Annotated in this window: 13 protein-coding genes; 9 read left to right on the top strand and 4 right to left on the bottom strand. The window is 69.4% G+C overall.

Translation table 11 applies throughout. The annotated features are described in order from the left end of the window. Positions 1-28: 28 nt before the first annotated feature. A complete protein-coding gene (locus I4U41_RS18525; RefSeq protein WP_206860949.1) occupies positions 29-2,896 on the bottom strand; it encodes an autotransporter serine protease in 2,868 nt (955 codons plus the stop codon). A 174-nt stretch (positions 2,897-3,070) separates the two neighbouring features. Between I4U41_RS18525 and I4U41_RS09775 the strand changes: the two genes are divergently transcribed. From I4U41_RS09775 to I4U41_RS09815, 9 genes are all read left to right on the top strand, one after another. Next, positions 3,071-3,682: a GNAT family N-acetyltransferase gene (locus I4U41_RS09775; protein ID WP_206860950.1), complete on the top strand. Its 612-nt coding sequence runs from the start codon at positions 3,071-3,073 to the stop codon at positions 3,680-3,682. Between the two features lie 54 nt (positions 3,683-3,736). Next, positions 3,737-4,912: a thiolase family protein gene (locus I4U41_RS09780; RefSeq protein WP_206860951.1), complete on the top strand. Its 1,176-nt coding sequence runs from the start codon at positions 3,737-3,739 to the stop codon at positions 4,910-4,912. A 121-nt stretch (positions 4,913-5,033) separates the two neighbouring features. After that, a complete protein-coding gene (locus I4U41_RS09785; protein ID WP_206860952.1) occupies positions 5,034-5,402 on the top strand; it encodes a hypothetical protein in 369 nt (122 codons plus the stop codon). Positions 5,403-5,717: 315 nt separating this feature from the next. Continuing rightward, complete coding sequence (locus I4U41_RS09790; protein ID WP_206860953.1) at positions 5,718-6,095, top strand: hypothetical protein; 378 nt, start codon at positions 5,718-5,720, stop codon at positions 6,093-6,095. Between the two features lie 162 nt (positions 6,096-6,257). Beyond that, complete coding sequence (locus I4U41_RS09795; protein ID WP_206860954.1) at positions 6,258-7,883, top strand: carboxyl transferase domain-containing protein; 1,626 nt, start codon at positions 6,258-6,260, stop codon at positions 7,881-7,883. Between the two features lie 55 nt (positions 7,884-7,938). Further along, the gene (locus I4U41_RS09800; RefSeq protein ID WP_206860955.1) at positions 7,939-9,627 is read left to right on the top strand and encodes a molecular chaperone HscC; all 1,689 of its coding nucleotides are present in this window, start codon (positions 7,939-7,941) and stop codon (positions 9,625-9,627) included. Continuing rightward, positions 9,627-11,165: a J domain-containing protein gene (locus tag I4U41_RS09805; protein ID WP_206860956.1), complete on the top strand. Its 1,539-nt coding sequence runs from the start codon at positions 9,627-9,629 to the stop codon at positions 11,163-11,165. Before I4U41_RS09800 ends, I4U41_RS09805 begins: the two co-directional genes overlap by 1 nt. 148 nt (positions 11,166-11,313) lie before the next feature. After that, complete coding sequence (locus tag I4U41_RS09810; protein ID WP_206860957.1) at positions 11,314-11,925, top strand: bactofilin family protein; 612 nt, start codon at positions 11,314-11,316, stop codon at positions 11,923-11,925. After that, the gene (locus I4U41_RS09815) at positions 11,922-12,284 is read left to right on the top strand and encodes a hypothetical protein (protein WP_206860958.1); all 363 of its coding nucleotides are present in this window, start codon (positions 11,922-11,924) and stop codon (positions 12,282-12,284) included. Before I4U41_RS09810 ends, I4U41_RS09815 begins: the two co-directional genes overlap by 4 nt. Before the next feature lie 92 nt (positions 12,285-12,376). Here I4U41_RS09815 and I4U41_RS09820 read toward each other — a convergent pair whose 3' ends face one another. Genes I4U41_RS09820 through I4U41_RS09830 form a run of 3 tightly spaced genes read right to left on the bottom strand, consistent with a single transcriptional unit; the run spans position 12,377 to position 14,807 of the window. After that, entirely contained in the window at positions 12,377-12,631 is a 255-nt protein-coding gene (locus tag I4U41_RS09820) for a DUF6587 family protein (protein WP_206860959.1), read from the bottom strand. 2 nt (positions 12,632-12,633) lie between these two features. Further along, complete coding sequence (gene feoB, locus I4U41_RS09825) at positions 12,634-14,550, bottom strand: ferrous iron transport protein B (RefSeq protein ID WP_206860960.1); 1,917 nt, start codon at positions 14,548-14,550, stop codon at positions 12,634-12,636. After that, entirely contained in the window at positions 14,547-14,807 is a 261-nt protein-coding gene (locus tag I4U41_RS09830; RefSeq protein WP_206860961.1) for a FeoA family protein, read from the bottom strand. Before I4U41_RS09830 ends, feoB begins: the two co-directional genes overlap by 4 nt. Positions 14,808-14,928: the final 121 nt, after the last annotated feature.

The raw sequence follows: 14,928 nt of genomic DNA on the forward strand, positions 1-14,928 counted from the left end.
TCGCCTTTGCGAGGCGTGGCCGCGCGAATCAGAACGCCGTCGTCCAGTTGACCATCGCCTGCGTCCAGGTTTCGCCCTGATCGCGGCGGGCGTCGAGGTCCAGGCTCAGGCGGCTGTTGTGGCGCAACCACGTGCCGATGCCGAAACCCAGTACACCGACGTCGCGGTCCAGCGTGCCGCCGAGGATCGGCGACCACACGTCCAGCGCGGTGAAGCGCGCCTGGATGTCGCCGCCGGACTGCGACAGCAAACGCTGCCATTCCGCACGCGCCTGCAAGTCCCACTGGGCCGAACCGAGGCTCCACTGCGTCGCGTAACGCGCGCCGAGCAGCGCCTGGCTGACGCGCATGGACGACGCGTCCGAGCTCAGGCCGAAGCCGACCGCACCCGCTTCGCTGAAGCCATCGCGTTCGAGCTGGAGGTTCTGCACGCCGACATACGGCGTGATGCGCCCCTCGCCCACCCGCATCGGCAAGCCGGCCTGCATGCCGAGGCTCGCGTAACGCTGCGCGTAATCGGTGCCGACGCGGAATGCATCCACGCCGAGCAGCACGTCGCGGCGGGTCCAGCGCTGCATCCGTCCGACGGCGAGGCTGCCGAGCAGGTAGCCCTGCCCGAGGTCGTAGCTCGCGTAGAACTGCGCTTCGAGCTGGCGATTGTGTTCGCGATCGAAGCGTTGTTCGTGGTGCGCGTAGCCTTCGGTCTGCGCGAGCGCGGCGCCGAGGGTGAGCGCGCCGAAGCGATGGTCCTGTCCGGCCATCCAGCCGTCGGCCTGCATGTCGAAACGCGCGAGCGCACGCTGCGAATCCAGGTTGTCGAACCACGCGCCGCCGGCCGGCGCGACCTGCAACGCATCGATGCGCGATTCCAATGCGCGACGGTTGCCTTCGATCGCCATCATCGCGAACGCCGCGTCCGCCACGTGCAGTTCGCCCGAAAGGCTCGACAGCGAACGTTCGGCCGCGGCGGCATCGGGCGTGCCCTGGAAGGCGGTCGCACCGGCGAGCACGCTGGCGTCGGCGCCCGCGCCGCTTTCGAGGCCGGCGTCGATCTGGTCCATCGCGCCTTCCATGCGCTCCGCGCTGGACAGCGAGGTCGCGGTCAGGCCCATCGACGTGGCGGTCGTGGCGACGTCGGCGCGCGAGAGCAGCAACGACACGTCGGTGGCGGCGTACTCGACCGAACCGGTGACGAACGGCGACCACGTCACGGTCGCGAAGGTACCGCTGACCGTGCCCGCTTCGAGGAAGGTCTCGCGCGTGGGCGAGGTGATGCTGGGCGTGGCGATGACGTAGTTCGGCGCGCGGCCGGTCAGTCGCAGTTCGCCGCCGAGCGTCGCCGTACCCGATACATCCAGGTGCGCGCCGATCTGCAGTTCCATCGCGCCGCCGGCATTGTTGCGGAACGACGACATCGTGTACGTCGCGCCCTGCGACGTGGCGCCGCCAAGGAATTCGATCGTGCCGGTGTTGTCGAGCGAGCCGACGTTCGCCGCCACCGGATTGCCCTGCAGGCCGGCGCTAAGCCGCAGCCGTCCGCCAGACAGCACGGTGGCGCCGCCGGGCATCGCGCGCTGCACTTCCAGCGTGCCCTGCTCGACGGTGGTGCGGCCGGTGTAGGTGTTCGCGCCGGTGAGCGCGAGCGTGCCGGAGCCCAGCTTGCGCAGGCCACCGCTGCCGGCGATGTCGTTGCTCCATGGGCGGCTGGTGCCGGAGACGCTGGCCGTGGTCACGCCCCAGTCGAAACGCCCGGGGCCGTTGATCGCACGCGCCACGTTGAGCAGGCCGTAGCCGAAGGTGATGTCCACGCCCGGCGTGCCGAGGTCGGTCGCCGTGCCCAGCAGCGTCTGCCGCACCAGGTCGTTGCTGAAGTACGGGAAGGCCTGCCACACCAGCGCCGCCGCACCCGACACCTGCGGCGCGGCATACGAGGTGCCCGAGCCGCGCCAGTACGTCGGCGCGGTCGGACCGTCGTCGGTGCCGGTGAACACCGCCGTTCCCGGCGCGGCCATGCAGTAGCGCAGCGCCACGCCGCAGGCGTTCGCGTAGACGACGCCGTCGGAGTCGACGTCGAGCTGCTGCACGTTGTTCGGATTGACCGCCGTCACCGCGAGCCAGCCGCGCTCCAGGTCCGCCGCCGGCAGCGTGCCGTTCGGGCCGGGCTGGCTCGGCAGCGCGCCCATGCTGTCGGGGTTGGGCCTGCCGTCGTTGCCGGTGGCGAACACCACCAGGCCGTTGTTGCTGAGGATGAAGGGACGGTATTCGTCGGCGATGGGATTGGTCGCGGCCGGGTCGGTCCAGTACAGGCCGCCCCACGAGTTGTTCATGATGCGCACGCCGCTGCTGATCAACTGCTGGTGGATCTGGCGCAGGCCGAGTTCGCCGGTGACCTCGTTGCCCTGCCCGCTGCCGTCGTCGACCGGGTCCTCGTCGGCCAGGATGCGCGCCGAGACGATCTGCGCGCCCGGCGCGATGCCGCCCGGCCACGCGCCGAACGGCGTGCCCGCGGCGAGCTGCGCGACGCTCGTGCCATGGCCGAGCACGTCGTCCACCTGCAGGTTGTTGGGCGGCGACGGCACGTAGTTGAAGTTGGCGACCACACGCGGCGCCAGCGCCGGGTGGTCGCGCATCACGCCGCTGTCGACGATGCCGATGCGCAGGCCGGTGCCGGTGATGCCGGCCTGGTGCGCGACGGCGGTGTTGGTCAGCGCGATGTGTTGGCTGTAAGCCGGATTGGGCGTACTGACGACCGGGGTCGTCGGCGTGCTCGGTGGAGGCGTCGGCTCGGCCGGCGGTGGCGCGAAGAGCGGAGGTTCGTCGCGGACGTTGCCTCCGCCCCCGCCTCCGCCGCACGCGGCCAGTCCGATCAGCCCCGAGCACAGCAGCACGCTGCGCATCGCCGTCACAAGTCCCTTTTGCCTGCAATACATGTGATTCCCCCGAAAAGATCGCGTCGCTCCCCAGCGGCGCGCACCGAGTATTGACCCAAGCCGGATCGTCCACAATCGGCATGAACGATTGGGTGACGAAATCCACATCGCACGCACGTCGCAACCACATCGGTGAACGCCATGCACCGCATCGACACACGACCTTTGCGAAGCGACGACTGGCCGGTCGTCGAAACGCTGTTCGGCCCGCGCGGCGCGTGCGGCGGCTGCTGGTGCATGTGGTGGCGCGTGCCCGAGGGCGGCCGGACATGGGACGCCGCGAAAGGCGAGCCCAATCGCCGCGCGTTTCGCGGAATCGTCAAGGCTGGCGAGGCCTCGGGCGTGCTGGCGTTCGTGGAAGGCGAGCCCGTGGGCTGGTGCGCCATCGGTCCACGCGCCGACTTCCCGCGCGTGGATCGAAGCCGTCCACTGGTACGCGACTGGACCGCCACGACGTGGTCGCTCAATTGCCTCTTCGTACCGGCACCATGGCGCGGCCAGGGCGTGGCACGGGCACTGGTCGCCGCCGCGGTCGAACTTGCGCGACACGGCGGCGCGACCGAGATCGAGGCCTACCCGCAATCGCTCGCCCCCGGCGAGCGCCAGGCCGGAGCATTCGTCTGGACCGGCGTGCCGTCCCTTTATGAGCCGTTGGGGTTTCGCCGCCTGGGCCCGCCGGGACGCGGCCGGGCCCTGCATCTGCTGGAACTCGCCCGCCAGCCGTTTGCCGCGGCGCAGCACGGCCCCGCATAATCGGGAGGTTCCGGCCGCGCGCCGGTCTGCCGTCCAAGTTCTGCTGGAGTCCCCATGAGCGACGTCGTCATCGTCGGTGCCAAGCGCACCGCCATCGGTTCCTTCCTCGGCCAGTTCACCGGCGTCCCGACACCGGCGCTGGGCACGGCCGCCATCAAGGGGGCGCTGGAGCACGCCGGCGTCGCCGCCGACCAGGTGGACGAGGTCATCATGGGTTGCGTGCTGCCGGCCGGTCTCGGCCAGGCGCCGGCCCGCCAGGCCGCGCTGGGCGCCGGCCTTCCCACCTCCGCCGGTTGCACCACCGTCAACAAGGTGTGCGGTTCGGGCATGAAGTCGATCATGCTCGCGCACGACCTGATCAAGGCCGGTTCGGCCAGTGTCGTCGTCGCCGGTGGCATGGAGTCGATGACCAACGCGCCGCACCTGCTCAACAACTCGCGCACCGGCATCCGCTATGGCAGCGCGGAGTTCCTCGACCACATGGCGTGGGACGGCCTGACCAATCCGTACGACGGCAAGGCGATGGGCGTGTTCGGCGACATGGCGTGCGAGAAGTACGGCTTCGATCGCGAAGCGCTCGACGCGTACTCGGCCGAAAGCGCGCGTCGTGCGCAGGCCGCGGTGAGCGGCGGTGCGTTCAAGGACGAAGTCGTGCCGGTGACGGTCAAGGGTCGCAAGGGCGACGTCGTCGTCGACACCGACGAGGAGCCGGGCAAGATCGACCTGGCCAAGATCCCGACGCTGCGCGCGGCGTTCGGCAAGGAAGGCGTGCTGACCGCCGCCTCGTCCTCCAAGATTTCCGACGGCGCCGCGGCGACGGTGCTGATGAGCGCCGAGGAAGCCGGCAAGCGCGGCCTGCAGCCGCTCGCGCGCATCGTGGCGCATGCGGGCCACGCGCAGGCGCCGGAGTGGTTCACCACCGCACCGGTGAAAGCGATTTCAAACGTGTTGGCCAAGGCCGGCTGGTCGGTCGAGGACGTTGACCTGTTCGAGGTCAATGAGGCGTTTTCCTGTGTGGCCATGGCGCCGATGAAGGACCTGGGCATCTCGCACGAGAAGCTCAACGTCAACGGCGGCGCTGTTGCCCTGGGGCATCCGATCGGCGCCAGTGGCGCCCGCCTGGTGGTGACGTTGCTGCACGCGTTGCGTGCACGTGGCGTCAAGAAGGGTGTGGCGTCCCTGTGCATCGGGGGTGGCGAAGCTACCGCTGTCGCCATCGAGCTGCTATAAGGCGTTAAAAACGCATTACTCAAAAAAAACCGGCCAAGCCGCTTGACACGCGTCACCGGCTTGTCATCATGTTATTGACGCGCAATTGCGCGTTGCCTAACTAACGACGAGGATAAAAATCATGACCTTCAACAAGGCGCTGATCGCCCTGGCTATGGTTGCCGCTCTGGCCGCCTGCTCGAACCAGAAGCAGGCTGACGAAGCCGCTGCCGACGCCGCCGCTGCTTCGACCGAAGCCGCTGCTGCCGCCACCGACGCCGCTGCTGCTGGCGACGCCGCTGCTGCCGACGCTGCCCAGGCCGCTGCCGACACCGCTGCCCAGGCTGCTGACGCCGCCGCCGCTTCGGCCGACGCCACCGCCGCCGCTGCTGCTCCGGCCGCTGCCGACGCTGCTGCCGACGCCGCTTCGCAGGCTGCCGACGCTGCCGGCCAGGCTGCTGACGCCGCCACGCAGGCTGCCGATTCTTCGAAGGAAGAAGAGAAGAAGTAATCACTCCGGGCAAGCGATTGCCCAGGTGACTTCCTCTCGAAAAAGCCGCCGGATCTCCGGCGGCTTTTTCATTTGTCGCGACTGCATTCGCATGCAGTCGAAAGCAGTCGTTGTGCATCGAGATGACGCCCCGCTTTCGACCCTCGCCGGTCATGCGCCGTTTCGAAAGCGCCCGCTCCGGGCATCGCCACGCACGCGTTTCCTGACGATTCATGTCGAACGCCGCGCGCGTCGTCGGCAATGACTTTTTCTTCGCGCCCGCGCTGTCATCGTCCGCCCCGGCTGGGAACCCACCCCGTCACACGGAGAACCCCGATGAACACCAAGCTTTACGTCGCCATCGCCATGACCGCCGCCGCGCTGTCGCTGTCGGCCTGCAATCGCGCCGACACGCAGAGCGAAGCCGCCGAAGCCGCAGCGGCCACCGACCAGGCGGCCGACGCGACCGCCAACGCCGCCCAGGAATCCGCCGAGGCCGCAGCCGCCGCCACCGACGAAGCCGCGCAGCGCGCAAGCGTCGCCGTGGACAATGCCGCCGAGCAGTCGCGCGAAGTCGCCAACGATGCCGCCGCCGGTGCCGCTGCCGCCACGGCCGACGCCGCGCAGGCCACCGCCGATGCGGCGAGCAAGGTCGCCGAGAAGGCCGATGCCGCCGCGGAGAAGGCCGACCAGGAAGCCGCCGAACGCAAGTAACGCACGCAACGCGTCGCTTTCGAAAGGCCCGCCCCGCGCGGGCCTTTTCTTTGCACAGGTGGCGCGCAAACGTCCCATGTCAGCGCGTCTGGAACATCGCACGGTTGGCCGCACCCCGCCCTTTGTGGTCTGATGCCGCATCTTCCGCACGCTGTCGCATCGATGCCCGCGCTGACTTCCCACATCGATCCCCGTTCGCAGGAATTCCAGGACAACGTCGCCTACCATCGCGCGCTGGTCGACGAACTGGATGCCCGCCTCGCCCGCGCGGCCGGCGGCGGCGGCGAAAAGGCGCGTGCGAAGCACACCGAACGCGGCAAGCTGCTCGCGCGCGATCGCATCACCGCCCTGCTCGATCCGGGTTCGCCCTTCCTCGAAATCGCGCCGCTCGCCGCCGAAGGCATGTACGACGATGCGGCGCCCGCGGCGGGCATGGTCTGCGGCATCGGTCGCGTCATGGGGCAGGAAGTCGTGATCGTCGCGAACGACGCCACCGTCAAGGGCGGCACCTACTTCCCCATGACGGTGAAGAAGCACCTGCGCGCGCAGGAGATCGCACGCGAGAACCGCCTGCCCTGCGTGTACCTCGTCGATTCCGGCGGCGCGTTCCTGCCGCTGCAGGACGAGGTCTTCCCCGACAAGGAACACTTCGGCCGCATCTTCTACAACCAGGCGCGGTTGAGCGCGGAAAACATCCCGCAGGTCGCCGTCGTCATGGGCTCGTGCACCGCCGGCGGCGCGTACGTGCCGGCGATGTGCGACGAATCGGTCATCGTCAAGGAACAGGGCACGATCTTCCTCGGCGGCCCGCCGCTGGTGAAAGCCGCGACCGGCGAAGTGGTCGACGCCGAAGCGCTCGGCGGTGCCGACGTGCATACCAGCGTGTCGGGCGTGGCGGACCATTTCGCCGAGGACGACCGCCATGCGTTGCAGATCGCGCGCGACATCGTCGGCACGTTCAATCGTCGCAAGACGCTGCCAGTCGCGGTGCGCGAGTCGCGCGATCCGGCGTTCCCCACCAGCGAGTTGTACGGCATCGTGCCGAAGGACACGCGTCGCCCGTTCGACATCCGCGAAGTGATCGCGCGCGTCGTCGACGGCAGCGAGTTCCAGGAATTCAAGGCGCGCTACGGCAAGACGCTGGTCACCGGCTTCGCGCACGTGCACGGCTATCCGGTGGGCATCGTCGCCAACAACGGCATCCTGTTCGCCGAGAGCGCGCTCAAGGGCGCGCATTTCATCGAACTGTGCAACCAGCGCGGCATCCCGCTGGTGTTCCTGCAGAACATCACCGGCTTCATGGTCGGCCGCAAGTACGAGAATGCCGGCATCGCGAAGGACGGCGCGAAGATGGTGACGGCCGTGGCGTGCTCGCACGTGCCGAAGTTCACCGTCGTCATCGGCGGCAGTTTCGGCGCCGGCAACTACGCGATGTGCGGCCGTGCGTACGGCGCGCGTTTCCTGTGGATGTGGCCGAACGCGCGCATCAGCGTGATGGGCGGCGAACAGGCCGCCAGCGTGCTGGCGACGGTGAAGCGCGACGGCATCGAAGCGGCCGGCAAGTCGTGGTCGCGCGAAGAGGAAGACGCGTTCAAGGCGCCGATCCGCGAGCAGTACGAATCGCAGGGCAACCCGTACTACGCGACCGCGCGCCTGTGGGACGACGGCATCATCGACCCGGCCGACACGCGTCGCGTGCTCGGCCTGGCGCTGTCGGCGAGCTTCAACGCGCCGATCGAAAGCGCGCCGGGCGACGGCAGTACGCGCTTCGGCGTGTTCCGCATGTAAGGCGGGCGCGCGCAACGCACATTGGAACGTGACGCAACCGGGGGAGTTGCAGCAGATGATCGTGGGTATCGATTTGGGGACGACCCATTCGCTGATCGGCGCGTATGGGGCGACGGGGAGCCGCCTGTTCCGCAATGCGCTGGGCGATGTCCTCACGCCATCGGTGGTGAGCCTGGACGATTCCGGCGTGCTGGTCGGCCAGGCCGCGCGCGAACGGCTGGTGAGCCACCCGCAGCGCACCGTGTCGAACTTCAAGCGCTGGATGGGTTCCTCCCGCGAGACGCGACTGGGCGAGCGCACGTTCCGCCCGGAGGAACTCTCGGCGATGGTGCTGCGTTCGCTGATCGCCGATGCCGAAGCCGAACTGGGCGAACGCGTGCGCGAGGCGGTGATCAGCGTGCCTGCGTATTTCTCCGACGCGCAGCGCAAGGCCACGCGCACGGCCGGCGAGCTGGCCGGCATCAAGGTCGAACGGCTGATCAACGAACCCACCGCCGCCGCCCTCGCCTACGGGCTGCAGGACCGCGAGGGCGAAGGACGCTTCCTCGTGTTCGACCTGGGCGGCGGCACGTTTGACGTGTCGATACTGGAAGTGTTCGAAGGCGTGGTCGAAGTCCATGCGAGCGCGGGCGACAACTTCCTCGGCGGCGAGGATTTCCTCGACGCGCTCGTCGAAGCGTTCTGCACCGACCACGGACTGCGCTCGCGCGAGCTGCCCGCCCACGAGATCGCGCAGCTGCGCCGTCGCCTGGAGCAGGCCAAGCGCGAGCTGAGCAACCGCGCGGATGCAGCCGTGCAGGTGCAGATCGCCGGGCGCACGCTGGACTGGAGCGTGGACGAAGGCCGCTTCGCCACACTGTGCGAACCGCTGCTGCAACGCATGCGCGGTCCGTTGGAACGCGCGATGCGTGACGCGCGCCTGCAACCCACGCAACTGGACGAGATCGTGCTGGTCGGCGGCGCGAGCCGGATGCCGCAGGTCGCGCGGCTGGTCTCGCGCATGTTCGGCCGCCTGCCTCTGCGGCACGTCAATCCGGACCAGACGATCGCGCTCGGCGCGGCCGTCGCGGCCGGGTTGAAATCGCGCGACGAACGGCTGGAGGAAATCATCCTCACCGACGTGTGCCCGTACACGCTGGGCACGCAGGTCTCGCGCCGCGATGGCGACGGCCAGGTGCGTGCGGGCTTCTTCCATCCGATCATCCAGCGCAACAGCACGGTGCCGATCAGCCGCGAGGATTCGTTCTATCCGATCGACGACGCGCAGAAGCGCCTGCTGATCGACATCTACCAGGGCGAAAGCCCGATGGTGGCGAACAACATCAAGCTCGGCGAGATCGAGGTCGCGCTCGACGGCAAGCGCGGCGCGGCCGAGAACGGCGTGACCGTGCGCTTCACCTACGACGTCAACGGCCTGCTGCAGGTGGAAGTGAAGGAGCATTCCACCGGCAAGGTGCACGAACTGGTGCTGCAGCAGAATCCGGGACTGCTCGATGCGGACGAAGTCCGCCGGCGACTGGCGGCGCTCGCGGAGCTGAAGATCCATCCACGCGATCAGCACGAGAACCTGTCCGTCCTCGCGCGCGCCGAGCGGCTGTACGAGGAATACATCGACCAGCGCGCGATGCTGCAGGAGTGGATCGGCCGCTTCCGCGGCGTGCTGGAAACGCAGGACACGGACCTGGTCACCGACCACCGACGACAGCTGCACGAAGCCCTCGACTCGCTGGAGGCGAACGCCTGATGTGGGCGCTCGACGTGCTCGGGCTTCCGGGCGATGCCGACGAGCGCGCGATCAAGCGCGCCTACGCACGGCAGCTGAAGCAGACGCGGCCGGACGTCGATCCGGAAGGCTTCCAGCGACTGCACGACGCGTATCGCTACGCACTGGACCACTCGCGCGATCGTGCGTGGCAGGACGACGTCGAGACGGACCGAACGCACGAGGAACCGTTGGCCGAGACCGCGCAGGTGTCGGCCGAGCTCCAGGCGCCTTCGATCGTCGACGACGAACCGCCGCTCGCGTCGCACATCGAAATCCCGACGCCTTCTGTCGTGCCCACCGAACCCGCCGTCGAACCGCCGGCGCACGCCGCATCGGAGGTCGCGGACGAAGGCGAGGCGCTCGATCTTCCCGCCTTCCTCGACGACTGCATCGCGCACCTCACGCAGGATGATCCGGCCTCGCTGCGCCGCTGGCTCGAAGCGCAGCCGGTGTTGTGGTCGCTGCAGATGAAGCCGCACATCGGCCGCTGGCTGCTGCAGGCGCTCGACGAACGCGCGCCGGCGATGCCGGCCGCCAACTTCGACGAGATGCTGCGCTTCTTCGACATGGACCACGTGCTCAGCGGGGTGGACGCGTGGTTCCTGCACAGCCTGCGCGCGCAGCTGCGACTCAGGCACGAACTGCTGCCGGGCCACGAATACGATCTGGCCAACCGCGTGGCCGCGGGCACGGCGTACCACGAACGGCTTCCGCTCGTGCGCCGGGCGATGCGCCAGCTGCGCAAGCCGTTCTCGTGGGACGGCGCACTGTGGTTCGCCCTCCCCTACGGGCGCGCGCCGCAGATGCTCCGCATCGTGAACAACCTCGACGATGGCCGGATCGATCGGCTCGGCGAGACCATCGACGTGCGGCAGGCGCAGTTCTGGCTCGATGCGGGCGACACCTCGCGCATGTCGACGGCGCGACGCGCGGTCGTCATGGCGCGCTGCGCCGCGGTGGTCTGGGCGGTCGGGCTGATGGCGCTGGCGGTCCGCTGGCTCGTGGCCGACATCGCGCCGCAAGAACGCGGCGCCGAGGCGCTGCAGGCGGCGCTGCTGCTCGCCGGTGGGCCGGTCCTCGCCTACGCGCTATGGGAGGCCTGGCACGCGGTCCGGGCGTACGTGCGCTGGCAATGCGCGCCGGAAGGCACTCCCGTGCGCTGGCCGATGTTGCGGCTGCTGTGGGTGCCGCTGCTCGCGGGCCTGGCCGTGGTCGACTACCAGTTGGGGTACACGGCCGCCGCTGCGTGGTTGGGGCTGCTCGCGTGCGTGACGGGCCTGTTGCGTCTGGGCGGGCGCGCGAACCTGCGCCTGAGCTTCGTCGGCTGGCGGATCCTCTTCGTGCTTCCGTTCCTCAAGGGCATCTTCGGGCTCGGCGCGCTGGCGATCGTGTACCCGTTCGTGAGCGCGGGACTCGGCACGACGTTCTGGCTGATCGACGCGATCCGCCATGCGCGCGTGCTGTGGAACGACGCGCGTTCGCGCTTCGCCCGCGCTGCGGCGGATTCAGGCACGTGATCGGCACATGAACGGTGCGTTCACGCCGACGATTGGGTGAGAAGTGTCACACCGGGGGTGGATCGACGGGCGTAGCCTCGGGTGGGTTGCACCCCACTCATTGCACCCCCGTGCATTGCCCCGCCCCTGCCAATCGAGGAAGTGCGTCATGGCGATCTTCAATTCCCCACAGCCCTCCGCCCCGAAGCGCGACAACGCCGCCGCGCCGAACACTCCGCCCGAATCCGCGCTGCCGAAGGAACCGGCACGCGACGAGTTTTCCTTCGGCGCGCCGAAGCCCGCGGCCGCCACGGCCCCCGCGCCTGCGCCGACGCCGTCGTCGAGCCCGCGTCCGGTCGAGCGCGAAGGCAAGGAGTCGGTGATCGCCGCCGACCTGTCGATCGAAGGCAAGATCAACGGCGCCGGCCACATCCGCATCGCCGGCCGCTTCAAGGGCGACGTGCACGTCGAAGGCGACCTCACCATCGAAGTCGGCGCGAAGGTCAACGGCGGCGTGCGTGCGCGCAAGGTCGTGATCGCCGGCGAGCTCGAAGGCAACGTCGAATCCGCGCAGCGCGTGGAACTGCTGGAAGGCGGCGTGGTGATCGGCGACGTCAAGGCCGGCGTGGTGAGCATCGCCCCGGGTTCGCGCATGCGCGGCCAGGTCGACTTCGGCTTCGACGATCGCGACACCCGCACCGCCGGCAAGCCCGACAAGGGCGAGAAGGCCGACAAGTCCGACAAGGGCGAAGCGAAGGCCGAGGCGTCCGCCGCGTCATGAGCCTGGCGCGCCCCGGTACGCCCGGCGCGACGCGGACGTGCCCGCACTGCAAGACGACGATCCTGGAAAGCGCCAACGTCTGTCCGTCGTGCCGGCACCACCTGCGTTTCGATCCGGACGCCGTACAGTCCGCGCAACTGCGGTCGGTGCCGCTGCGCGTGGAGGGCACGATCAAGCCGCCGCCTGGCGACAACGCGCTGGAGTACTCGGTGGTGCTCACGATCCGCAACGCCGATGGCGAGGAAATCGATCGCCAGGTGATGGGCGTGGGCGCGCTCTTCAGCGACGAGGAGCGCTCGTTCACGCTCGAGGTCGAGGCGGTGGAAGTGCGCGGCTATCGGGCTCGGCGGAGGCACTGAGTGCTTCTACCCCCTCCCCTGCGGTGCAGGGGAGGGTTGGGGGGAAGTGCGCACCAGGAGCGCCCGGCGTGGCGGCGTAACGCCCCTACCGATCAGTGCCGCTTGGGCTCCGACGGCCCGCAGCTGTTACATCCCCCGCACGCACCATCGTTCGACATGGCCGCCGGCGCGATCCGCCGTCCGAGCTTCTGCAACCACGACGCGCGCCCATCGCGCACCATCGGAACCGCGACCGCCACGCGCAACCGGCGCACCGCGTTCGGGAACTGGCGCTTCGCGACGAACCATGCGCTGGCGATCACCGCCACGGCGATGATCGCGTACTGCACGAGCAGGCCCGCGTCCATCGTCAGCCCGCGCCCAGCGCCACGGCGACGTGGTACGTCACGAACGACGCCAGGTACGCCAGTCCGAACAGGTAGCCGGTGGCGATCGTCACCTGCTTCCACGAGTTGGTCTCGCGCTTGATCGTCGCCAGCGTCGAGATGCACTGCGGCGCGTAGATGAACCACACCAGCAACGACAGCGCGGTGGCCAGCGACCACGAGCCGGTGATGATCGGCGACAGCGCCTGCGCGGCGGCTTCGTCGTTGGCGGCCGACAGCGCGTACACCGTCGCCAGCGAGGACACCGCGACTTCGCGCGCGGCCAGGCCGGGGATCAGCGCGATGCAGATCTGCCAGTTGAAGCCGATCGGCGCGAACACCGCCGTGAGCGCGTGGCCGATGCGGCCGGCGAAGCTGTAGTCGATCGCCGGGCCCGTGGCGCCGGCCGGGGGCGCCGGGAACGTCAGCAGGAACCACAGCAGGATCGTCAGCGCGAGGATGATGCCGCCGACGCGGCGCAGGAAGATCCACGCGCGTTCCCACAAGCCGATCAGCAGGTCGCGCGGATGCGGGATGCGGTACGACGGCAGTTCGAGCAGCAGCGCATGCTCGCTCTTGTCGCGGCGCCACTTCTTCATGATCCATGCGACCGCCAGCGCGCTGGCGATGCCCGCCGCGTACAGCGCGAACAGCACGAGGCCCTGCAGGTTGAGCAGGCCGCCGCCGACCTGCCGCTGCGGGATGAACGCACCGATCAGCAGCGCGTACACCGGCAGGCGCGCCGAACATGTCATCAGCGGCGCGACCAGGATGGTGGCGAGACGGTCGCGCGGATCCTGGATCGAACGCGTCGCCATGATGCCCGGCACGGCGCAGGCGAAGCTCGACAGCAGCGGGATGAACGAGCGCCCGGACAGGCCCGCCTGCGACATGAGCCGGTCGAGCAGGAACGCCGCGCGCGGCAGGTAACCCGATTCCTCCAGCGCGAGGATGAAGGCGAACAGGATCAGGATCTGCGGCAGGAACACGACCACGCTGCCAAGGCCGGCGATGATGCCGTCGACCAGCAGGCTGCGCAGCGGACCGTCCGGCATCGCGTTGCCGAGCGTTTCGCCGAGCGCACCGGTGCCCGCTTCGATCAGGTCCATCAGCGGCGTCGCCCAGGCGTACACGGCCTGGAAGATCAGGAACATCACCACCGCCAGCGACAGCAGGCCCAGCACCGGATGCAGCAGCCAGCGGTCGAGCGCGTCGTCCACCTCGGCGGTGCGGCGCGGCATGGTCACCGCGAGCGACAGCAGGCGGCGCGTTTCGGCGTGCAGCGCGTCGGGATCGTGGACGAGTTCGGCCGGCAGGTGCGTCGTGGGTTCGTGCAGCTTCTGCGCGACGCGGTCGAGCATCGCCACCAGCTCGCGCGCGCCGCCGTTGCGCACGGCGACCGTCGGAACCACCGGCACGCCGAGTTCGCGTTCCAGCGCGGCCAGATCGACTTCGATGCCGCGACGCTTGGCGGCATCCATCATGTTGACGGCCAGCACCATCGGTCGGCCCAGCTCTCGCACCTCGAGCGCGAAACGCAGATGCAGGCGCAGGTTGGTCGCATCGACCACGCACACCAGCACGTCGGGCGCGGGTTCGCCCGGATAGAAGCCGCGGCACACGTCGCGCGCGACGGCCTCGTCCAGGCTCGCCGCGTGCAGGCTGTACGCGCCGGGCAGGTCGAGCACCGCGTAGCTGCGGCCCGACGGCGCATGGAAGCGGCCTTCCTTGCGCTCGACCGTGACGCCGGCGTAGTTGGCGACCTTCTGCCGGCTGCCGGTGAGCTGGTTGAACAGCGCGGTCTTGCCGCAATTGGGGTTGCCGATCAGCGCGACGCGCACGCTCTGCGTCGCCTCGCTCCTGACTGCCGCGCCCGGGACGACGCTGTCGACGGCGCTCATGCGACCGCTCCGGCGACGGCGTCGTCGAGCAGCACCTGCACCCGCGCGGCCTCGGTGCGGCGCAGCGCGAAGCGGGTGAAGCCGACCTGCACCAGCAGCGGCTCCCTGGCGACGGGACCCGCGGCCATCACTTCCACGCGCTCACCGCGCACGAAGCCCAGCTCGCGCAGGCGGCGGGCGATCGCGTCGTTGGGCGACTGGTCCTCGACGGCATCGACAGTGGCGGCGGTACGGCGTGGCAGTTCGGACAGCTTCAAGGTTCACCTGTGGGCCGATCCGGCGCGGGAGCGACGAGGCGGCAAGATGGGAATCGTTCTCAATTGTAGCACCCGGATGCGGCCGCGGCCGGTCGCGGCACGGCGGCCGGAGGGCAGCGGC

It is taken from the genome of Lysobacter changpingensis, from assembly GCF_017308985.1.
In the GTDB taxonomy this organism is placed as follows: domain Bacteria; phylum Pseudomonadota; class Gammaproteobacteria; order Xanthomonadales; family Xanthomonadaceae; genus Lysobacter_J; species Lysobacter_J changpingensis.